Genomic DNA, 21,318 nt, shown 5'->3' with positions numbered 1-21,318 from the left:
GGATCCGGACGTGGCTTGGGACGAATGGGAGCAGCTGAAGAACCAAGCAGCGCAGAGGCAATCCGCGCGCATGCAGCTCAATCAGCTGCCGGCCGACGGTGGCGGTGGCAGCACCCCGCAGGGTGATCTGACCGTCGACCAAAAAGATCTCGCCGCGATCGGCGACCGGGCATTCAAGCTGTGGGAAGACTTGGGCCGGTATGGGCGTGACGCCTGGTCCAGCAGCCAGACAGCGGCGTCGGATCTCAAGACCCAGGGCTTCACGCTGGGTGGGGCGGTCGACCGCGTGCAGAGCCGCTGGGAAGAACAACTGACGTCGCTCCTCGACGCGTGCGCCCATATCTCCAACCATATGGACTTCACGAAGAAGGTCCATCAGGGCGACGAGTACTACATCGGCGGCCAGATCAGTAGCATCTCCACGCTCGACAAGGGCTTCGACGGGGGGAAGGGGCACTGATGGATCTGGATACGCTCCGTTGTGGGAACTTCGCGTCGCTCGGTACCGCCATAGCCGACTGGACTCGGGTTGTCGGGAACCTGGAGACCCTTGAGAAGAACGCCCGTGAGGGACTCAAAGGCCTGGCGGACAAGGCCAATTGGGCCGGCGTGAACGCCACCGTCTCGCGCGAGTTCATCACCAAGACGGCGGGCGAGTTCACTGACGCCCACGCCGAGGCCAGCACCATCCGCAACATCCTCAAGGACACTCACGAGGAGCTCGTCAGCTACCACGAGCAGCTCAACGAGGCGATAGCACGCGGGCTCAAGAAGAACCTCACCGTGATGGACACCGGCAACGGCTCCTTCACCGTCACCATGAACATCCATCCCGATCGTGCGGCCAGGGGAACCACGGTCCCTGACCACAGCGAACAGGATGTGACCGAGCTGCGCGATGACGTCCAGCGCATTCTCGGCAGAGCCACGCACAGCGACGAGACCGCGTCCGAGGCGCTGCGCGCAATCGTCGAGCAAGCCGAGTACGGGTTCTCCGGCGCCTCCTACATCGACAGGGATTCGGCGACCAAGGCCCTGGAGGACGCCGAGAAGTACGCGAATCTCATCAAGAACAAGGGAGATTCGATGTCTCCCCAGGAGTTCGACGAACTCAACCGGAATCTCGCCGGCTACAAGAACGACCCGCTCTTCCAGGAGAGGTTCGCCACCACCCTCGGTCCGAAGGGGACGTTGGATTTCTGGGCCGACCTCTCGGATCCCTCGGACGGCGGAGATCTGCAGCGGGCGCGCCTCGATCAGCTCGGCGAATTCCAGAAGAATCTCAGTCTCACTCTCGCAGGAGCGACACAGTCGGATTCCCCCGCGATGCGGCACTGGGAGGACGACATGGTCCAGTTGGGTGACGATCGCATCCAGACCCGTGGAACACAGGTCTACGGTTTCCAGCTGATGAGCAACCTCATGCGAGTCGGGGACTACAACGACTCGTTCTTGGACAAGTACGGTGACGCCCTGGTGTCGACCGAGAAGAAGATGAAGGTACCGGACCACTACTGGAACGGTGGCGTGGGCGGACCTGCCATGCCCAAGATGAACTTCGTGGGCGACGAGTTCGGCCGGGATCCGATGACCGGATTCATGACAGCTCTCTCGAACAGCCCTGACGCCGCGACCGACTTCTTCAACAGGACGGATCCCCAGGACAACGCCGAGTGGGTCCTCAAGGATCGCCCCACATTCGACGACACGCCCCTGAACAGCAACGATGGAAACCAGTCGCGTGACGCGACAGGGAATGCCCTCGTCGCCGCCGCCACGGGCGTCAATCCCAACGACCCCCATGCCGTTCCCGTGGAGCACACGGCCGAGAACCGGCACGTCCTCGATCGCTCACTGAAGATCATCTCGGGTGTGGGCGACGACTTCGCTCCCGAGATGCGCGATGACATGGCCAAAGTGCTGGTGAACTACGGCGACGAGGTCAATCACACCGCGAGTTCCCTCGCAGACGATCACGGCGACCCGAGACAGCTCGATCGACATCAGCTGTTGGAAGTGACGAAGCAGGTGTCACGTGATCAGAACGCCTACGGAATACTCAACGACGGCCTGAACCGGGAGATGGTGCGCGACATCTACACGGACCATCCGAGCGACCCGAAGGAAACGCTGCTCCGGGCAGGCCACACCGTCGGATTCCTCGAAGAGGCCCGCTATGAGGCCCTCAAGACGGACAAGCACGACCCTTCGTGGGACGCCAAGTGGCTGTATCACGGCTTCGGTGGTGCCGTGAACTTCATCCCGGTGGTCGGTGATGCCGCGCAGCGAGGCGTCGACGCCCTTGCCTACCAATGGCAATTGGACGAGCAAGCACGCATCAACGAGGAGACCGCCCGGCAGAACGGCGAAGTCTTCACCGCGCGGGAGAACCAACTGCAGAAGCTGGCCGACCTGTGGATGGACGCCAACCCGAACCACGGCAACAACAACAGGTACACGATTACATCGGAGATCAACGGCGCCGCCTTCGACGGCAATGGCCGTGCTCAGGGACTGGCAGGCGATCAGTGAACAACGGTACTTCTCTGCTTCCGGGTCGGCTCGCGGCACGTACGGGAGCATCTCAGCGCTGTACGCGAAGTGTCGCCGCCGCTGCTGTGACCGCAGTCCTTCTGACGGCGACAGCTTGTTCGGGATCTCGCGACTACGCGGTCCCGGACAAGGCATGCGGTGTGACCGTCGATTCCGACTCGCTGTCCCCCTCCTTCCGAACGGGAAGAAACTCACCGAGAAGTCGTACGACGCCGGCCCGGAGAGTCCCCGTTGCCGTCTGCTGGTGGACCAGAAGCTGGTCGTCTATCTTTCGGGAGATGTCGTTGCCGGCGACACCGATCCCCTCAAGGTCCAGGATCGGGCACTCGTACGCCTGGGGAGTCCCGCGGCTGCCGACATCGGCGACGACGCCGTGATCGCCGACCGTGGAGCAATGGCGGTCGCCGGCTGCGCCTACAAGGGGAAGCAGCAAAAGTTCGCCGTGCTGGTTCAGCTGCAGAAGAACGTTCCTGAGAAGGTTTCGGAACGGCGCGACGCCCTGCGCTCCTTCCTCCGTTCTTATTTCCCGAAGGCCATGGAGAAGCAGGGCTGCCGGTAGCGCGGCGCGCGGAATGCGCGGGTGTCCGGCTGTGTCCGTGTGAGCGCCCGTGGCTGCCGATGCGGGGGTCAGCGATAACGGATGACGTGCAGACCACGGATTCCGACCTGATCGAACGCCACGGCAGAATCCGTGGAACCGTCGACCAGCATCACGCCGTGCGCCGTGTGCACCGCGTTCAACAGTCGGCCGACAGACTCCCGGCCGCTCGCGTCGACTCGACGGACCCAGATCACGGCTCGGGCCTCGACCGGGAAACCCGAGAGTTCGTCCATCACCGTTGCCCAGTCCGCGTGTTCGGTCGCGGACAGGACGGACCCCAGGCCGGACAGGGTGGGTTCGAACCATGCCGCGTGACCGGGAGGCGGCGAGACGGGGAATCCCGCGGATCCGGGAGTCTCGCCGGCGTCCCAGCGTTGCAGCCAGGTCCATGGGTCGGAGTTGGGAAGGCCGAACGGAGCGGTTGCTTCCCTGGGTACGACCAGCGCGGCGTCGAGCATGGCGTCCTGCCAGCGTCCGTCGCGCAGATGGCGTTTTGTGTTGCACGCGAAGACCCAGCCTCGCCGGATCTCGTCCTGCGGTGCGGGATCGACCAGTTCGGCCTCTCCGTGATACGCCTGGTCCAGCCAGAGTTGCGCCTTGCGGAGCGCGGACGAGTAGTCGTGTGCCTCCGCTTCCCAGGGCCGGCGCGGGGGCTGTGCCCGAGGTACGGCGCGCATGAGGACCACGTCGCGCAGCGCGTCGGACGGGTCGAGCTTCGCCAGACCCCCTACCTGGGCGTCCAGGAACACGACCTGGCCCTTGTGGTTGTGCGCGTACAGCAGATTGCCGGTCGCCTCGGCGCCGCCCAGTTCCCGGCGGACCCAGACCAGGCCTCGGGTGTCCGGGCCCGGTTCGGCCACCGCCCTGATCACCGAGTCCCAGTCGCTCACTGCCACCTGCTCGAAGGCCGGGAAGTAGCGCCGCGTGAGCCTGGCCCACCACCCGGGGGCCTCGTCCGACGGCTGCCAGGGCAACGGGGTCGACGGAGCGCCGTCAATGGCGGAGTGCACGGTCACCACGCAACCGCGTGCGTTGATCCTGCGGGCCTGGTCGGCGACCCTCGCGGCCGCCTTCTGCCCGTCGGCCGGGTCCAGGTCCGCGAGGGGATCGCTGGCCGACGGGTGGAACGGCGAACTCCCGTCCTTCGGGACCACGACCGAGGCCGCCAGCATGGGCGTGGCGGGGTAGCCCGGTTGGTTCAGGGTGCGGCAGGCGAACATCCAGGCGGTGGGGGTCTCGTGCACCGGACGGGGGACAGACAGTTCGACGAGGCCGCGGTAGGTGTGGGCCAGCCAGACCGCGGCCCGCTGGTCGGGGCGGTCCATGTCAGTAACCCCCGGAGCGCCGGTCGACGCTCGGCCAGTCGCCCACCTCGCGTCGGCGCATGTACTCCGCCACCGGAAGCGCGGTCGGCGGCCAATGCGCCGCCTCACCATGGTGTGGCACGACGACGACGGAGGTGAAGGGCGCATCCACGGGATTCCCCGTCTCGAGGTGCTCCTTCCAGTCGAACCGAATGGCCCAGGCGAAGCCGTATTCCTCGCACTTGTCCGGGAGCATCACCAAGGAAGCCACCTTGTCCGGATACATCGCCTTGACGAATTCGGCGGCCAATGCGACTGCTTCGGACTTGCTCAACATTTACTTGACTCCGTCGCGATATGGAATATGGCCGATCGACGACACATTCTTTTCGAGTACTCCCAGGGTCCCGGACTGGCCGTCGAGGAAAACCACTCCGTGCGGGGTGTTCACCGCGTTGAACACATGCGCCGAACCATCGGAACGGCTGATGTACATGACGCTCCTCGAACCCTCGCCCCTGGCCTGCAGGTCGCGAATGACGTCATCGTAACTGTTGACCATGTCGTAGTGGCCCTTGGGCCTGTCCTTGAGCCCGAGCACCTCCGGCGGCACGTGATCCGGACTCTGCTTCGGAGCCGCGCCGACCTGTTCGCCGTCCAGGTTCCTGTTCACGGCATCCACATTGTGACTGCAGTTCTGGGTGTAGCCGGGATGTCCCGTCCGATTGACGTCCTTGAGCCAGGGAAACTGATCGTCGGTGAATTCCTGGGCGAGTTTCGGATCCACCGAGTCGGCGTGGATCGCCTTCTCGGACACATGGTCCGTGCTGCGGGCGAGATTGCTCCAGTCCTTCGGCGCGGCGGCGAGTTCGTCGCCGTACTTCAGCCCGTTGGTGGCCATGTTCGCCGCACCGGTCTCCACCCCCTCCCTGACCGCGGTCCGCAGACCTCCTACCGCCAGCCCCGCGCCGTCGGTGCCGATGAGCTGAGGAACGAGCCTGCCGAGGGCTTCCGAGGGGTCCTTCTTGAAGCTGTCGATGAGGGCTTCGGGAACGCGCTCCGGGTGCGCGGCCGTCGAGACCAGACCGGACAGGGTCATGCTGACGTGCTGCAGGTAATCGGCCGGGTGAGTGATGTTGTAAGGGTCTTGGGGGTTCAGACCGCGGACAAAGTTGATCAGCCCCGCGCTCCCCTTGATCACTCCGCCCGTGAAGTGGAGGACCTCGGTGTTGACCGCGCCGTAGCCGTCGAGCGCGTCGGACTCCAGCCGGTCGAGCGGCGGCGGCTCGGCCGGGGCGTGCTTCAGGGCCGCGGTGACCGCCTGCGTGGCGACACGACCGGCTTCGTCCCGCTGGCGGCGCGCGTCCGCCAGGATCTGGCGGGCGCTCTGGATGTCGCTGCGGCCGGGGTCCTTGAACTGCTCCAGAGGGGGTCCGGGGTCCTTGTCCGCTTTGATCGCGGCGTTGTACGCGTCGACGCGCTTGTTGTAGGCCTCCACCGCCTGCTCGGAGGCCTTCTTGCCCTTCTTGTAGAGGCCGATCGCCTCCTGGGCCCGACCCTGCGCCCACTTGACCGTGTCCGCGTAGCCGTCCAGCGCCTTGCCGGCGGCCTCGCAGGCGTCCGCGGCGTGCAGCCACTTGGGGGGATGCATGGCGAACTTCTCGCGGAAGGTGTCGGCGGACTCGCCCTGCCAGTGCGAGGAGTCCAGCGAGCGCATTCCCTGGCCGACCGAGTCGAAGGCGGCGTGAAAGCCCGTCAGGTGCTTGGCGGCGGCCCGGATCGACGCCGGATTGCCGTGTACCAGCTCGTTCGCCTGGTCGGTCTCACCGAGCTGCTGCTCTCCGACACTCGCGCCCAGGTCGGAGGCGATGTTGTCGCCGAGGTCCTCGACCTTGTCGGCCCACCCGTCGGCCCCGACGGCCTGCAGACCGTCCCCGACCTTGTGGGCGCCCCACTCGACGCCCTCGCCGACGAGCTTCTTGCCCGCGTCGACGCCGTCCTCAAGCTTGCCCAGCCCGGCGTTGACCAGATCCCCGAGCCCCATCAGCCGCCGCTCCCACCCTGCTGTGCCTGCTGTTGAGCCGCCGCCTGGGCCCGTTCCTCGGGCGACGGGCCGAAGGTGTCGTCGAGCACCTGGTTGTACTCGCTGTCGCTCACCCCGAACGCGCCGTGCAGGTTCTCAGGGTTCAGTCCCATCGGCCCCAGCGTGTGCGAGGTCATCACGTCCCGGCCGGCGTCCTTCCAGCCCTGCTCGCTGTTCTGCAGGGCCCGATCGAAGGACTCCTTGCTGTAGTCGGCGTGCGCGAGCGCGTTGTTCTGGGCCAGCTCGCCCCAGCTCATCCGTGTGATCTCGTCCTCGGAGGCGTTCGGGTTGCCCATCAGCGAGTTCGCGCCGATCTTCAGCGTGCCCTCGACGTACTGGTCAGTCTCGTACAAGGTGCCGGCCGAAAGACCCACGGCCTGGGCGAAGTGGTTGCCCTCTCCCACCAACGCCCGCACACCCCATTCCCAGCGCTCGCAGAACGACTTGAGGGCCGATGTCAGCCCGTCGTGGCCCAGTTCCAGACCGGACAGTTCCAGGTTGGAGAACCCTCGGCCGAACCCGGCCGCGCTGTCGATGCCTATTCCCTTGAGCTCGCTCAGGGTCAGCGTGATGCCCTGCGCGATCTCGTTCAGCCCGGTCGCCTTGATGTCCTTGCCGCCGCCGTTGTTCACCACGGTCGTTCACCGCTTCCGTTCGCTTCGGCGTCCACCGCCGCCGCGTCCGGCACGATGCCCACCACCGGCGGCAGGAGCACGCCGTCGTCGCCGCTGCCCACGTCCAGGGCGACACCGCACGGCACGCCCATCGCCGGGATCACCACGTCCAGCAGGCGCCATCCCCGCACCGCCATGAAGTCTCGCCGGGCCTTCGGGGCGTCCTGCGCCTCGTCGAACCTGGCGGCGGCCGACTCGTCGGTGAAGACATGGATCCACCGCACGCCGCCGAAGTCGGCCGTGAGGAATCCCCGGCCGCCGCCGTCGAGCGGAACAAGGGGGACCAGGACGGTGGTGTCCTGGAAGCGGTCGATCGTGTGCCTGATCCGGTCCATCCGCCGCGCTGCCCCGAGTCCGTCGGGTGCGGCCGTGTCGGAGTGGACGGGGCCGGTGGCTGCCTCGGCCTCCGGGGAGTCGCCCGTGAGGTGCGCCTTCGGCTGCCGCCGGGCGGCCCCGGGCTCTTCGGCGGTGCCGTTCCGCATGGCGCCGGTCACATGGTCCGGGCCGGGTTCGGCGCGCTCAGCGGCTTGCTTCTTCAGTTGCTCCCACTCGTCCCAAACCACGTGTGGATCCTCGTGACCTTTCGAAGGTGACGGTTTGTCTGGAAGGGGCCTCGATGACGCAACGCGGGGTGGGCACCTCCCGTGCGTGCCCACCCCGGTGCCTTTGAGCCGGCCCGTCTCAGTCGAAGAAGCTGGCCGCCTTCTTGTCGCCGCCGCGGTAGTCGCCGCCGGCCTGGTGCACCTTTTGCGTGATGGAGAGCAGTGCCTGGTGGATGGCGCTGGTGTGGTTGTCCCACTCCCTCGACTTCCGCTGGAAGGCGTCGTAGGCGTCGCCGGCCCAGCCCTCGGCCGCGTTGTGTACGCCCTGCTTCAGCTCGGTGAGATCGCTCTCGAGTTGCTTGGCCAGGCCGCCGAGTTCAGTGGCGAGCGCGTCCAGGACGCCGTACTTGACGGCAAGATCCTGGAGGTGTGGCGTGCCGGTCATATTTCCTCATCTCCTTGACGATGTGAGAGGGACCTCACGGTCCGGGGGCGCGACTCGGGGCCCGTCAGTAAAGGTTGAGCGCCGACGTCTTCGCACCGGCGTCCACTTCGATGCTGGAGATCGTGGAGTGGAGTTCGTCCTCGAGCTTGTTCTTGTCCTGCTTGGTGAGCTGGATTCCATTCAGGAAGTCGTCGAGCATGCGCCCGATCCCGGCCATGTGCTCGTTGATTTCGTGCTGCTTGGTCTTGAACGCGTTGGCGCCGAAGCCCGTCCAGTTGGCCTCGATCATGTCGATGCATCCCTGGAGCTTCTGCAGGTGCTTCTTGACGTTGTCGTACCGGTCGATGACGTTCGTCTGGAGCTTTTGTACGTGTGCGTCATCTAGCTTGCGGCCGTCAGCCATCTCGGCGCTGCCTTTCGTGAGAGGGATTGTGTTCCTGGCGCTTCACCGGGTGGTGAGGCGCTCGTTCGTCGCGCGACCCGTTGTCCATCACGGGTGGTGGGCCATGACAGTCATACGCCTCGCCGTGAGCGAATCACCGCGAAGGCCCCGCCGCCGATCACCACGACCGCCGCCGCGGCTCCGAGAGCGACCCACAGCGTGGTGTTGCCGGAGGAATCCGAGCTTGATCCTGCCGCTGAAGTCCGGCCGTCAGAAGTGGAGTTCGAGGCTTGTGACGAGGTTGATGCGGAAGCGGAGGGCGAAGCGCCGACGGACGGGCCGGGCGTCTTCTTGTTCGTGACGGGGTCGACGTCGGCGGCTCCGGGAACGCCCTTGCCCTTCAGGAGAACCTGCGCAGGACGGATCGTGCCGTAGCCGAGGTACCGGCTCGGAGTGCTCTTCGGCCAGTCCCGGCCGGCGGTGTCGATCATCACGCGGAGGACCTGGTTGGCGGTCCACTTGGGGTGGGCGGCCCAGATGAGGGCTGCGGCGCCGGAGGTGATGGCGGCGGCCTGACTCGTGCCATTGCTCTGCGCGCAGTAGGACTTGAAGGTCTTGTCACACCAGGTCGGTACGTCCACGCCCGGCGAGGCAAGGTCCACGTACGCGCCGTCCTGCGAGAACTTGGCTACCTCGCCGTTTTCGTTGATCGCCGAGACTCCGACCACGCCGGGGTATTTGGCGGGATAGCCGATGTAGTTCTTTGCGATATCGGCAGCGTTACCCACAGCGGCGATGAGCAGCTTCCCCTTGCTCTGCGCGTACTGCACGGCTTCACGTTCACCGTCGTCCTCGGAATACGTACCGAACGACATGTTGATGATCTTTGCGTCGGAATCGGCAGCAGCTCGGATGGCCTTCGCTGAAGTGTCGCCCTTCTGCTCACCCTTCTTGCCAATTCCGAGGAGTACCGTGCGGATTGGGATGATCTTGGCTCCGGGTGCCACTCCCTTGAGCCCACCACCACGGCCGGTCCCTGCGATCAGCTCGGCCATCGACGTGCCGTGGCCGGCGTAGTCGTCCGTTTCGTCACCTGTGGTTCCCGTGGCGTCGACTCCAGGCAGTACCTGGCCCTTCAACGAATTCGTGTCCGGGTTCACACCGGTGTCGACGACAGCGACCGAAATGCCCTTGCCCGTGCTGACTTTCCACAGCCCCTGGGCGTTCATCGCGTCCAAGTACCACTGCTGTGACTGGATGTCGTCGGCAGCCGCAGCGGGGGCCAGCCCGACGGACATGACGGCCAAAGCACCCAGCGTCGCGCCCACGGTGGTCACATGTCTCCGGGCATGCCTGGCCCACAGCGCGGCCCGCATACGGCGTACGCCAGTCCCTGAATTCATGCTTCTGTACGTCCTCGGTCGTTTCGGTCAGTCGGTCGCCGACGGCGCATCGCCGCGCCGTGCGTCATCACGTGAGCGCTTCTTGCCTTCGGCAGAGTGCTGCTGACGCTGCGTTCTCCCGCCGGCCGCACGATCAGGGCCCCGGCCCTCCGCCGAACCGGACACCAGGCCAGAACCACCGGACGCGGCTCCGTTGCCCCTGCCGCCGGCCCGACTCGCGGGCGCGCCGACCACACTGTCCGCACTACCGGGAGACCGGCGCTGAGACTGTCCCTGCCCCGTGCCCGACGCCGGGTTGTTCGCACCGATCACTCCGCGCTGCCCCGGCCTTTCACCCGCTGTGCGAGCGCCGGTTGCGCCCTCGCCGCCGATGACCGTGCCGCGTGGAACCCTGGCGCCAGTCGCACTCGGGCCGACTTCGGAAGTGGGCCTGCCACCGACCACGCCGCCCGTACGCGCAGCGCCCGTGGCTCCGGGGCCGGTCCGTGCCGCAGGCTGACCGGGCAGGCCGCCCACCCGCCCGCCCGGCGTGCCGCCGGTGCGTGAACCGGTCGTACCCGCGCTTCTGGGCATGCCGCCGGTGACACCCCGCCCCATGGGCGACCTGCCCGTCGCGGATGCGGGCCCACGGGTACCCTGCTGGCCCACCGCGGATGCGCGGCCGATCGGTCCCGTGGGGCCGCGTCCTGTGCGGCCTCCGGCAGTGGTTCCCTCAGAGGTGGTGACCCGCCCCTGAGCCGATCCGGGAGTCCTGCCGCCCGCTCCTCCGCCAAGTCCGACCGCGCGCGCGACCTGGCCTCCGAAGGCGGGAGGTACCACGCCTGTCCCTAGGGGCGGGAGCATTCCCCCAGAAGGCGCACCGGGTCCCGTTGCCGTGGAAGGGGGAGCACTGGCGCCGGCTTCGCGGTTTCTGGCGGCAGCGTGCCAACGCTGTTGATCTCCGTACCGACAGGGGGGCGGTGCGGATCGACACCTGTGTCCACAGCGGGATGCGCAGAGGGAAGACGGCCGTTCCCGGAATCGCTCTCGCTGTGGGACACATGGCTGCCTTCGCTCACACCCGCAACCGGCTGGTGCACTGAGCTCAGGTCGGAGTGGCGCGTGTGACCATTGGTGCCTCCACTCGGCGCCTCGTACGCAGGCGGCATCCCCACATCCGGCATCGACTGAAAGGCCGGCGGGTCCAGCTTCGCCAGTTCGGACCCGGACACCGAGTAGAAGGAGGCGAGGCGGTTCATCTGGTTGATCGCCTCTTGCCGGTCCTTCTCGACCTGGACCGCCTCGGCATACTGCTTGTTGCCCTCGAACTGCTGGAGTAGCGGGAGCTGCCCCGGCTTCTTCTGGTCGAGGGCGGGGCGGGTGTCCCGGGGCGGCAGCGAGCTGCGCACGGATGCGAGCCCCGTCGCGGCGGCCGTGACCTGCACCCCGGCGCCGTCGGCGTACGTGGCCAGGCTCTCGGTGTGCGTGGCGAGGCTCTCTCCCCACTTCTGGAAAGCCTCACCGGCCACGCCCTGCCAGTCCTCACCCGCATGCTTGAGGTGACGTCGGAGCTCCACGGCGGCTTCGTTGATCGCCTTGCTCGCCTTCGCCAACGTCTCGCCGGCGTGCTCCAGATCGGCGGGGTTCGCCTGATGGACCAGGTCGATCATGGCGTTGAGCTGGTGGTCCTCGAAGTCCGTGACCTTCCCGTACGTCAGCAGGCGGACGCGCTTGAATCCGAACGCGTCGTGCATCACGTTCGACACCCCGGACACCGCGTCGACCTGGCCGACCTGAACGTCGACGCGCTGCCGGTCAGTCAGCTCCTTCGGCGCCTTGTCGTCCCCGCTCACTACTGGAGTCCCTTCGTGGACTTCTTCGCGTCGCTCAGCTTCTTCTCACCCTCGCCGGACTTCTCCTGCTGGGTTTCGCTGTACAGGCGGTCGGTCTCGATCTGGATCTCCCAGAAACGGCGTCGCTGGTCGTCATCGAGGCTGTCGAAGCCGTTCTGCGCGCCCTGCGTCGCGATGCCCATGGCCTCGATCTGGAGCCCGAGCGTCTTGGAGAGCTGCGTGATGTGCTCGTGAACCTGTTCGTACTGAGTGAACAAAGCGTCAGCCTCATGGAAGGGGCTGCCGTGCCCGCTGAGAGAAGTACGCGAGACGCGATGCGCACCCACCTTGGACGCGCTGCCCGCCGAGTCCTCGAACTCGGACAAGAGCTTGTCGATGCGCTGCTTGAACGTCATCAGCACGTCGGCGCCGACCTTGAGGTCCGCCGCGGTGCTCGGCGACGCCCCGCCTGTCATGTCCGCAGGAAGCATGATGCCTTCCCTCCCCGTTTTCGTCGCTCGCTCCGGGCGACTGCACCCCTCAAGCGTTCATCTCCGCAACGAAATCACTCTAGTCGCTTCCTATGACAGTCCCAACTGCCATATGCAACAGGCGTGCTACCACTCAGCGAAGCTTCACTGCTTCTTCACCGCGCCCTCTCGCTCGCCCGAGCCCGTGCCGCCACTCGACACTACGTGGCCCACAGAGCGAAGGACCTGAGTACTCCTACTCATTCGGCGTTGCTGTGTAGCCATGGCGAACTCGCAAGGGACGGGCACCCGCTCGACGATCTACCCCGCACTCCCCACCCCGAGAACCAGCCACTCCCACACCTTCTTCTTGTCAGTACTCGGCCCACTCGCCTGCTTCGTGCCGAAGAAGAGCCGTCCGTTCTGCACGATGATGTCGTTCAGCGTCGGGGCTGTGAGCGTCCAGGCTTCGGAGGGCAGATCGAAGTAGAGGTACGGGGTTTCCTTGCCGGTTCGCGGGTTCAGGCTGACGAGTCCCATGGGCGAGATGTGGTCGCTGCTCTCACGAAGTGCCAGGAGCTGGTCACCGCTCATCCGCAGGGGATACAGCAATTGGTCACGACCTGATTCGAACTTCTTGACCGTCTTCCCTGTCGCGAGGTCGAATCCGATGATCCAGTTGGAGTTGTTCACGATGGTTCCGTCGGGGTCCTCCCTGCTCGTCAGGAAGACCTGGCCGTCTCCGACCACGATCGTCGGGCAGTTGTCCACCGCCCCGTCCTCCTCGCCGTCGACACAGTCGGCGACGTAGTGGCCCCCTTCGACACGAATCGTGGCGCGGTACTTGCCGTGGTCGTCGAGGGAGATCAGGTCGGTGATCTCGACGTCACCCGCCGCCACGGCGAGGACGGCGGGTTCGGCGGACACCAGGTAGACGCTCTGGACGCCCTCGGCGACCTGATACGTCCATGTGACCTTGCCCGTGCGGGGGTCCACGTTCCGGACCCGATACGACTCGGCGAGGCTCTTCTCGTCGAAGCAGTCGGTCCGGATGAGCAGGGCACGTCCGCCGGCCAGGCCCCCGTCCTTGCACTTGGGGGTAGGGGTACTCGTCCAGAGCAGTTTTCCCTGGTCCATGTCATACGCCTGCGAGCCCTTGCCCCACGCCACGACGACCGTGGCACGCGTCATAGTCACACTCGGCGTGTCGTAGAGGGCGTTCACCTTGGAGAACCGGGCCTCCCAAAGCTTCTTGCCCGTGTCGAGGTCGACGAAGGCCAGGTGGTCGCAGGGTGCATGGGTGCCGACACCGGCCCGGAACAGGACCGCCGTGCGGTCCCCAACGGTCACATGACGCGTCGTACCGCAGATCGGTCCGGCGAGTCGGATGCGCCAGTTCTCGTCGCCCGTGGTGGCATCCTTGCCGATCTTGAAACCCACGAGGGTTCTGTTGATGCCCTTGGCAAGGATCTTGTCCGTCGCCCACATGCCCGGCATCGCGTGCGATTCACCGGCCTGCATGTCATCGGCGGAGAACCGGAAGGCCATGCGTCCAGCTATGTTCGCGGGTCGGTTCTCGACCGTCTCCCTGATGTCCAGGGGGCCTTGCTTCGAGAGGGCCGCCGGTTTGCCGGCTGCCCCGGCCGAGCCGTCGTCACCGCGCCAGAGGAGCCAACTGCCCACGCACAGCGCCCCGATCAGGAGGACTGCCACCCCACCGAACCGTTTCCAGCGGCGCTTCTTTCGTATGTCGTCCGCTGTCACAGCGGACTGTGTGTACATGGAAGGAGGTGGGCCGAAGCTCACGCGGAAAGGTCCTTTCGATGACCGCGATGAATGTGTGACAAGTCAGTGGCCAGGAAACGGAGATGTGGAGAACAGCCATGTCTCAGGCCGTCACTCCGCCCCCGCCACCCGCCGCTTCCTGCGCCGCGCGTCCCGCACCGCCACCGCCGTCCCGCTGAGCCCCGCCAGCAAGACCGCCGCCCCCACGGCCACATACGTCGCCAGTCGTGCGTTCCGTTCGTCCGGGGTTTCGCCCAGTTGCAGTTTTGCCGGGGTCGGGGCCTCGGCCTTCGAGAGGCCCTCGTGAGGGTCGGGGGACTCGATGGGGTGGTCGTCCTCCGTCAGGGCGCGGACCGGGTCGACCACTCCCCAGCCGACCAGGCGGTCATGGCCCGCCACCGAGCGTTCGGCGGTCTGTTCGATCTGGGCCACGATCTGCTGTTGGGTCCAGTCGTGGTGCTTCGCCTTGATCAGAGCGGCGACTCCGGCGACGTACGGGGCCGAGAAGCTGGTGCCGTTGTCGGAGCAGTGGCCGCCCTTGGGGACGGTGGAGATCATGTCCACGCCGGGGGCCGCCACGCCCACGAAGTCGCCGGACTGCGAGAAGGAGGCGCGTTCGTTGTTGCGGTCCGAGGCGGCGACCGCCAGGACGCCGGGGTACGAGGCCGGATAGGTGTCCTTGTCGTTGCCGCCCAGGCCGTCGTTGCCCGCCGAGGCCACGACCACGATGTCGGCGGCCAGTGCCTCGTCCACCGCCCGTTGCAGGTCCGGGGCCGGTTTCACCGCGTTCGAGGTGTCCTGGGAGATGTTGATGACGTTGGCCTTGGCCCGGATCGCGTCGCGGATGGCCTCGGCCAAGGTTTTGGCCGTGCCGTGCCCCTCCGCGTCGTTCTGCTGGATGGGGATGATCGTGGACTCGGGAGCCAGGCCCACGAATCCGGTACCGGAGAGGGGCCGGGCCGCGATGATGCCCGCGACGCGGGTGCCATGGCCGACGGTGTCCGTCGTGCCGTTCTCCTTGCCGCGTGGGATCGGGTCTCCGTTGTCGTCCTTCAGTTTCTTCGGGAGGAGGTTGAGACCGGCCGCCGTGTCCACGGCGTGGGTGAGCTGCGGGTTCTTCACGTCCACGCCCGTGTCGATCACGGCCACCCGTACGCCCTTGCCCTTTGACTGGCTCCACAGTTCGTCCAGCAGGACGCGTTGCAGCGCCCAAGGGCGGCCCGCGTACTTCTTGTTCGGGAAGGTGCACTGGTCCGTGGACGTGTCCGCGGCCGCGAGCGGTGCGAGGGCGACGCCGGCAGTGGAAGCGAGCAGTGTCGCGGCCATGACGACCACGGTACGAAGAGGCCTTGCGGCCGGTGCGTACGACATGGACTCCCCCTACGAGCCCTGCGGCTGGCGTGCCGCCGATGTCGACAGACGGGGGCCGGTGGGCAGGAACTGGGACCAGGCGGCCGGGATGGGCGCCGGGTCCACGTCGGAGTAGCCCAGGCTGATCTGGGCCAGGCGGGCCTCCTGCTCGAGTTGCTTGCGCTCCTTGGCCGTGGTGCCGATGCCCGCGTCGTTCGTGGCGCTGTCGTCGTTGGACTGCATCGCGTAGCGCAGTCCGGTGTCGGTGACCAGGAAGACACCGCCCGCCGTGGTCTCCTCGCCCTGGAACTGGCGGTAGAGCTGACCGGAGCCAGGCGTGACGTACGCGCTGGAGGACCCGGTCGGGAGGGTGGCCGGGAATTCCGTGCCCGCCCAAGTGCTGAGCGTCGTCCTGCCCTTGTCCTTGTCGACGTCGCGCAGGACGTTGCAGACGGTGTTGCGGTGCCCGTCCGACGCGTCCGCCTCGTTGACGGGGACGGGCATACGGCTCGGCCAGGTGTGGTCCGCGGCGAACCCGGCCGCACTGGGCACGAAGGCTCCGGCGCTGACATCGAGGGCCGTGCCGGCCTGGCCGAGGCCGACCAGGTCACTGCTGTTCAGAAGCAGTTTGGCGGTGAAGTCCGAGACGGGAGCCACCTTGCCCCGCTCGACGAGGTAGTACTGCTCGCTCGCGCCGTTGGGCGCCTTGAGCACCATGCCGACCTTGTTCGCCTCGGCGGACAGGCTGCCCTGGACACCGGCGGCGGTGCCGATCTGCCCCTCGACCTTCGGGAAGGTGATGGGGTCGCCCTGATGCAGGGTCTCCAGCCACTCCTTGGACACCCGCTGCGGTTCGCGGCCGGAGCCGACGAGCGTGCGCAGCAGCAACTCGTCGTTCTTGTCGACCTCGTACGACGTTCCGCTCGCGTCGACGATGTAGCGGGTCTTGTCCGGGCCTACGACGTACAGCAGTTCGCCGCCCCCCAGCTTCTGCTTGCTTCCTTCGGTCTTGTCCATGTCGCGTGAGGCCAGGACGAACGCGGCCTTCTGGATGGACCCGCCGCCCGCGCTGGGGCGTTCGCAGACGGCCCAGCGCTTCGCGGAGCCCGCCTCGGACGCGGCGGGAAGCCGGTCGGGGGCGTAGGGGATGCCGATGGTGACCCCGCGCGGGATGGTGCCCCTGTCGAGGATCGACTCGTCGACGGTGACGACGTCACCCTTGCCCGTCTTGAGCAGGAGCTTCGCGGAGGCCATGTTGAGGACCGGGTGCAGTTGGACCTTGCCGTCGGTCTTGAGCACCACGTAACGGGTGGTGGACTTGCTGGCGATGATCACCTTCTCGCCGACGGCGTTCCAGCCTTGCGGCGCGGTCGGTTTGAACATCCCCCACGCTCCGAACGCGGCCATGATGATCACGCCGACGAGGGTGCCCGGCAGCACGGCACGCAACGGGCGCGGTGCCCCTTCCTCCGAACCGTCGGGAGACGACTGGACGAAGGACGCCAGCATGCGTCGCTTCGCGAAGGTGTAGGCGTTGAGCTGGTCCCGCCGAGATGCCATGTGTGCCTGTTTCTCCCCGTGTATCGCCCGGCGGCGCTGGGGGGTACACCGTCCCCCGCCCTCCGTTGTCAGACCGGCCCCCTACTATGCCTGGTAAGGGATCGGTCTTGTGGAGCGGGTAGGGTATCGGGGCCCTCAAGGGCCCTGTGTGGTGGCGTTGTTCCAATGAGTTGTGAGGAAAACGGGGGGATGCAGTGATGGCTTCCGGAACGCGGTTCCGGTCGCGTGACCGGTCGCGGGAGCAGGGCTCCTCGGCACCCCGGTCGCAGCGGTCCGCGCCGCCCGCGCGGGCGCAGGGACAGACGGGGGCGCTGCATCTCAAGGTGCGTCCCGGGCAGTCGGGGTCGTTCCGGTTGCAACGGATCGTTCTGTTGGAAATCGCCGCCGCCGCACTGCTCGTCGGGTGGATCGTCGGTCCGTTCGCGCTGATGCCGGCCGCTGTCGTCGCGGTCACACTCGTCCTCCTCGCCTTCGTGCGGCGCCGGGGCCGCTCGTTGCCCGAATGGCTCGCTACGGCAAGGGCGTTGCGGGCGCGGCAGCGGCGCGCGGCGAGTACGCCGATACCGCCCGGGACGGAGCCCGGTCTCGCCCCCGCCGTGGAGTGCGATCCGGGCCTGCGGACCTCCGCGTACAGCGCCCGGGACCGACGGCCCGTCGGCGTGATCGGGGACGGTACGTTCGTGACCGCCGTCCTTCAAGTGGAGGCCGACGCGACCGCGTTGCGCGCCGAGCGAAGCCGGCAGCCGCTTCCCCTGAGGCTGGTGCGGGACACGCTGGACGTGGACGACATCCGTCTGGAGTCGGCGCAGATCGTGCTGCACACACAGCCCGCGCCCGCGCTGCACCTGCCACAGCAGTCCGTGGCCGTCAGCAACTACGCGCCGCTCCAGGAGCAGACCGGGGCACCCGCCGTGCGCATCACCTGGATCGCCTTGAAACTCGATCCGGAGCTGTGCCCGGAGGCGGTGGCCGCGCGCGGGGGTGGACTCGTCGGTGCGCAGAAGTGCGTCGTGCGCGCGGCGGACCACCTCGCGAGTCGGCTCACGGGGGCGGGTTTTCGTACCACGGTGCTCAACGAGGAGGAGTTGACGGCCGCGGTGGCGACCTCGGCGTGTGCCAACCCTCTGGTGACGGCCGAGGCGGGACGCACCGACCTGCCGGCGCGGCGGACCGAGGAGTCCGGCCGCAGCTGGCGTTGCGACAACCGCAGACACACGACGTACTGGGTGCGGCGCTGGCCCCAACTGGGCGGTGGCGGCGGGCCTTCGCTGCCGCAACTCGTCGCGCTGCTCACGGCCGTGCCCGCGCTGGCCACCACCTTCAGCCTGACGCTGCGGCGTGGAGAGCGCCAGGAAGTGTCCCTGTGCGGGCACATGCGGGTGACCGGCCGCAGCGACGACGAACTGGTCGCGGCGCGCCGCTCGTTGGAGCACGCCGCCCGCCAGGCCGGCACGGGGCTGGCCCGACTCGATCGCGAGCAGCTGCCCGGCGTGCTCGCCACGCTGCCTCTCGGGGGTGTTCGCTGATGGCCATGACCACAGGTGGAGCCACCGCCTCGGGGGCGTACGGGAACGGGAATTCGGGCGGGTTCGGGGCTTCGGGACCGTACGGGGCTTCGGGGGATCCGGGGGTTCGTGGAGCTGCGGGGCCGGCTCCCCCGGCTCGGTCCCGGAGTCGGGGCGTGGGCGTCTGCGCAGCGGGTTCGGGCTGCTCGGGCCTCGGCACGGGCGGCACTCGCTGTCCGTGGCGCAGGTCGACTCCCTCGCGCTGCCCATCGGGGACGACGGGGTCGTCATCGGGGTGGACGCCGAGGGGCAGCCTGCCGTGCTGGGGCTCAACCGGCCGACGCCGTACGACGTCGTCCTGATCGGTGGCCTCTGGACCGCGCAGGTGCTCGCCCTGAGAGCGGCGGCCACCGGGGCGCGTGTGGCCGTGGAGACGGGGCGCGCGCCGGCCTGGATGCAGATGGTGCACGCCATGGGCGGCGGGCAGAACGGCATGAGCGTGCACGACGTGGGGCGGGTTCCGCCGCAGGGCTCCTCGGCCGGCAACCCGGTGCTGGTGGTGCGCGACTGCGGGATGCGGCCGCCTCGCGGGCGTGTGGTCTCCGGCCCCTGGCAGTCGGTGCTGACGCTGTTGCCGTATCTCAGCCCGGTGGCCCCCCGGTTGCTGCGGCAGGCGCGGCTCGTCGGCGTGCAGCGGGTCTCACCGGACGAAGCCGCCGAAATTGGGCGGGCGTTGGCGCTGCCCCGAGGCGATGTGGACTCACTGCCCACGCTCGCCGACGGGGTCACGCTCTGGTGCGCCGACCGCGACCGGCAGTACGTGATGACTCAGCCCACGGACGCCGAGACCGGATTGTTCGGTACGCCGCGCAGGATGGACTGACCGAGCGTCCCCGAGCGTCGCCGCCTCAACATCGGTCCGTAATTGGACCTTTGAGAACGATTTCCCCCGGGTCGCGCCCGGTTCGTTCACCACGATTGTCCGGTTTGCCAACTCCCTTGATGCGTGCGGATTCCGCTTCTGGGCAAGGTGTGACGGAGCGGACCCGTGCGGAGGGGCGGACGGGCCTGCCGTCGTGGCGCTCGTGGTGATTAGGCTGGGACCGGGCGCGACCCGTATCCCTCGACCCACCCGTCGACGGACCCGCCCACGCTTCGCACGAAGAGACGCGAAGACAGACGCGAAGCGAGCGGTCGCGTCAGCACGGCATTTGAGGGTGCTTGACCACACCAGGAGGAATTGTGAACAGCGATCGGGACGGGATCCGCGGGGGCTGGGCCACACCCGGCGATGACCAGTCCGACGCGGAGTCCGCCGTCGAGGCGACGGGCGAGTTCACCATCGACTACGCGCCACCCGCCTGGTACACGCAGAACGCGTCGGGCCATTCGGCCCAGGCCTCGCCGACCCCACCTCCCCCGGCTCCTCCCGCGCCGTCCACTCCGCCGGTGTCGTTCGACCCGGCCGCACCGGTTGCTCCGGCCGCGCACGTTCCGCCGGTGGCACCGGTGCCTCCGGCCGTGCCCGCGTCCGGACCACAGCCCGCCTGGACGCCGCCGACCGTACCGGCCGACGAGGCGGGTCTCGGGAACGGTGACATCGAGAGCGGCGCGACCATGCGGTTCTCCGCCGCCGCGCTCAAACGTGAGTTCGCGGAGCGGGAGGCCGCGGCCCGGCCCGCCGAGGAAACGTCCGCGGGCCCGACCGGGGGCGCGGCTGTCGCCGAGGGCGCGCCGGTCGGTGACGGACCGGACGGCGAGGACACGACCGGCGGTGACTTCGAGTTGAGCGCGCCCGCCGTGCCGGCCGGGGAGCAGCAGTCCGCCGAGGCCTCCGGTGAGGTCGCGGCAAACGGCGAAGCGCCCTCGTCGGCGGAAGGCGCGGACGCGGGCACGAACGAGCACGACGGCGCCGGCGCCGCCGCTGCGGACGACGGCTCCGACAACAGCCCTGTGGGCGACGGCTCCGACGCCACCTACTCCGCCGCGGCACACGGGCAGGAGTCCACGGACGTCGGGGCCGACGTCACGGACCCGACCGGTGGTGAAGACGGCCCGCACGGTGAGGTCGAGGCGTCGCAGGTTCCGGCCGACGCGGGCGACGACGACTCCGAGGACGCCACAACCGCAGCCGCAGCCGCCACCGCTGGTGGCCACAAGGAGCCCGCGGGTGCCTCTGACGGCGACGTCGAGGGTGCCGAGGGTGCCACCGCCGCGGAGGGCGAGCCGCCCGTTGCCGCCGCGACGGCGGAGACCGCGGCTCAGGACTCCGCTCCCGAGGCCCCCGTATCCCAGGACGCGGCGGCGCACGAAGCCGATGACTTCGACGACTGGCCCCAGGACATCGCGCCGGACACCTCGCCGGACGCCGGGACCGACGTACCGCAGGACGCGCGGACGGCCGCACCCGCCTGGGCTCCCCCGCCGCTGCCGCAGAGCGGACTGCCGCCGCTACCGCCCGCCTACCAGCCGGCAGCCCCGGCCCCGGCGGCCCAGTGGCCCTCCCCCAGCCGGTCGTGCCAGCGCAGTCCGGGCCCCCTCAGCAGCCGCAACCGACGGCCGCGCAGGGCCATGCACCCGTCCCACCGCAGCCCTCGGCCGCGCAGGGACAGCCGACCGTCCCGCCGCAGCCGACCGCCGCACAGGGACAGCCGCCCCTGCCGCCGCAGCAGGGTGGCTACGGCTTCCCCCATCAGCAGCCGCAGCAGCAGCCCTACCCGGGGCCGCCGCCCGCCCGGCCGACGGTCCGGCCGACCGTCCCGCCGCAACAGCCGGTTGCCCAGCCGCAGCCGCCGTTCCAGCCGCAGGCTCCGCAGCCCGCGCCCGCCGCCTGGCATCCGCAGGGCACGC

20 protein-coding genes and 1 pseudogene are annotated in these 21,318 nt (G+C 68.2%); 6 read left to right on the top strand and 15 right to left on the bottom strand.

The features are described from left to right. Window positions 1–10 precede the first annotated feature (10 nt). The 3 genes from AAFF41_RS34045 to AAFF41_RS34035 all read left to right on the top strand — a co-directional run bounded on the left by AAFF41_RS34045 (window position 11) and on the right by AAFF41_RS34035 (window position 3,112). Window positions 11–460 carry a hypothetical protein gene (locus AAFF41_RS34045; protein WP_319747393.1) on the top strand — a complete coding sequence of 150 codons (450 nt, stop codon included), beginning with the start codon at window positions 11–13 and terminating at the stop codon, window positions 458–460. After that, window positions 460–2,532 (top strand): DUF6571 family protein, encoded by a 2,073-nt coding sequence (locus tag AAFF41_RS34040; protein WP_343325135.1) that lies wholly within the window; start codon window positions 460–462, stop codon window positions 2,530–2,532. Before AAFF41_RS34045 ends, AAFF41_RS34040 begins: the two co-directional genes overlap by 1 nt. Before the next feature lie 265 nt (window positions 2,533–2,797). After that, window positions 2,798–3,112 (top strand): hypothetical protein, encoded by a 315-nt coding sequence (locus AAFF41_RS34035; RefSeq protein WP_319747387.1) that lies wholly within the window; start codon window positions 2,798–2,800, stop codon window positions 3,110–3,112. A gap of 68 nt (window positions 3,113–3,180) precedes the next feature. Here AAFF41_RS34035 and AAFF41_RS34030 read toward each other — a convergent pair whose 3' ends face one another. The 13 genes from AAFF41_RS34030 to eccB form a co-directional block, all read right to left on the bottom strand. Then, the gene (locus tag AAFF41_RS34030; protein WP_319747385.1) at window positions 3,181–4,479 is read right to left on the bottom strand and encodes a YrhB domain-containing protein; all 1,299 of its coding nucleotides are present in this window, start codon (window positions 4,477–4,479) and stop codon (window positions 3,181–3,183) included. Window position 4,480: 1 nt separating this feature from the next. Continuing rightward, entirely contained in the window at window positions 4,481–4,795 is a 315-nt protein-coding gene (locus AAFF41_RS34025) for a serine protease (protein WP_319747383.1), read from the bottom strand. Next, window positions 4,796–6,502 (bottom strand): putative T7SS-secreted protein, encoded by a 1,707-nt coding sequence (locus AAFF41_RS34020; RefSeq protein WP_319747381.1) that lies wholly within the window; start codon window positions 6,500–6,502, stop codon window positions 4,796–4,798. After that, window positions 6,502–7,176, bottom strand: a complete 675-nt coding sequence (locus AAFF41_RS34015) for a hypothetical protein (RefSeq protein WP_343325134.1) — start codon at window positions 7,174–7,176, stop codon at window positions 6,502–6,504. The genes AAFF41_RS34020 and AAFF41_RS34015 overlap by 1 nt, the downstream gene beginning before the upstream one ends. Then, a complete protein-coding gene (locus AAFF41_RS34010; RefSeq protein WP_319747378.1) occupies window positions 7,170–7,778 on the bottom strand; it encodes a hypothetical protein in 609 nt (202 codons plus the stop codon). The genes AAFF41_RS34015 and AAFF41_RS34010 overlap by 7 nt, the downstream gene beginning before the upstream one ends. Before the next feature lie 118 nt (window positions 7,779–7,896). After that, window positions 7,897–8,202 carry a WXG100 family type VII secretion target gene (locus tag AAFF41_RS34005; protein ID WP_319747376.1) on the bottom strand — a complete coding sequence of 102 codons (306 nt, stop codon included), beginning with the start codon at window positions 8,200–8,202 and terminating at the stop codon, window positions 7,897–7,899. 64 nt (window positions 8,203–8,266) lie between these two features. Beyond that, window positions 8,267–8,605 (bottom strand): WXG100 family type VII secretion target, encoded by a 339-nt coding sequence (locus tag AAFF41_RS34000; RefSeq protein WP_060895424.1) that lies wholly within the window; start codon window positions 8,603–8,605, stop codon window positions 8,267–8,269. 110 nt (window positions 8,606–8,715) lie between these two features. Beyond that, a complete protein-coding gene (locus AAFF41_RS33995) occupies window positions 8,716–9,921 on the bottom strand; it encodes a S8 family serine peptidase (RefSeq protein WP_319747374.1) in 1,206 nt (401 codons plus the stop codon). A gap of 893 nt (window positions 9,922–10,814) precedes the next feature. Then, window positions 10,815–11,819, bottom strand: a complete 1,005-nt coding sequence (locus AAFF41_RS33990; protein WP_343325133.1) for a WXG100 family type VII secretion target — start codon at window positions 11,817–11,819, stop codon at window positions 10,815–10,817. Continuing rightward, window positions 11,819–12,289 (bottom strand): hypothetical protein, encoded by a 471-nt coding sequence (locus tag AAFF41_RS33985; protein WP_319747370.1) that lies wholly within the window; start codon window positions 12,287–12,289, stop codon window positions 11,819–11,821. The genes AAFF41_RS33990 and AAFF41_RS33985 overlap by 1 nt, the downstream gene beginning before the upstream one ends. 300 nt (window positions 12,290–12,589) lie before the next feature. Then, window positions 12,590–13,981: an outer membrane protein assembly factor BamB family protein gene (locus tag AAFF41_RS33980; protein ID WP_319747368.1), complete on the bottom strand. Its 1,392-nt coding sequence runs from the start codon at window positions 13,979–13,981 to the stop codon at window positions 12,590–12,592. A 183-nt stretch (window positions 13,982–14,164) separates the two neighbouring features. Continuing rightward, on the bottom strand, window positions 14,165–15,379 hold the full coding sequence (gene mycP / locus AAFF41_RS33975; RefSeq protein ID WP_319747366.1) for a type VII secretion-associated serine protease mycosin: 1,215 nt from the start codon (window positions 15,377–15,379) through the stop codon (window positions 14,165–14,167). A 54-nt stretch (window positions 15,380–15,433) separates the two neighbouring features. Beyond that, window positions 15,434–16,963, bottom strand: coding sequence for a type VII secretion protein EccB (eccB, locus tag AAFF41_RS33970; protein ID WP_319747363.1), 1,530 nt, complete (start codon window positions 16,961–16,963; stop codon window positions 15,434–15,436). 197 nt (window positions 16,964–17,160) lie between these two features. On the opposite strand from eccB, the gene eccE reads away from it, so the two are divergent. From eccE to AAFF41_RS51740, 3 genes and pseudogenes are all read left to right on the top strand, one after another. Next, window positions 17,161–18,489, top strand: coding sequence for a type VII secretion protein EccE (gene eccE / locus AAFF41_RS33965; protein WP_319747361.1), 1,329 nt, complete (start codon window positions 17,161–17,163; stop codon window positions 18,487–18,489). A gap of 163 nt (window positions 18,490–18,652) precedes the next feature. Further along, window positions 18,653–19,351 (top strand): hypothetical protein, encoded by a 699-nt coding sequence (locus AAFF41_RS33960; protein ID WP_319747433.1) that lies wholly within the window; start codon window positions 18,653–18,655, stop codon window positions 19,349–19,351. 359 nt (window positions 19,352–19,710) lie between these two features. Continuing rightward, a pseudogene (locus AAFF41_RS51740) lies at window positions 19,711–19,791 on the top strand (SCO5717 family growth-regulating ATPase); the annotation flags it as partial. A gap of 23 nt (window positions 19,792–19,814) precedes the next feature. Here the strand turns inward: AAFF41_RS51740 and AAFF41_RS51735 are convergent. Both AAFF41_RS51735 and AAFF41_RS51730 read right to left on the bottom strand, forming a co-directional pair. Next, entirely contained in the window at window positions 19,815–20,087 is a 273-nt protein-coding gene (locus AAFF41_RS51735; RefSeq protein ID WP_425526183.1) for a hypothetical protein, read from the bottom strand. Between the two features lie 843 nt (window positions 20,088–20,930). Beyond that, entirely contained in the window at window positions 20,931–21,305 is a 375-nt protein-coding gene (locus AAFF41_RS51730) for a hypothetical protein (protein WP_425526182.1), read from the bottom strand. Between the last annotated feature and the right edge of the window lie 13 nt (window positions 21,306–21,318).

This window comes from Streptomyces mirabilis (assembly GCF_039503195.1).
Classification (GTDB): Bacteria; Actinomycetota; Actinomycetes; order Streptomycetales; family Streptomycetaceae; genus Streptomyces; species Streptomyces mirabilis_D.
Note: the sequence above shows the minus strand (reverse complement) of the source record. Positions and strands in the feature narration are given on the sequence as shown.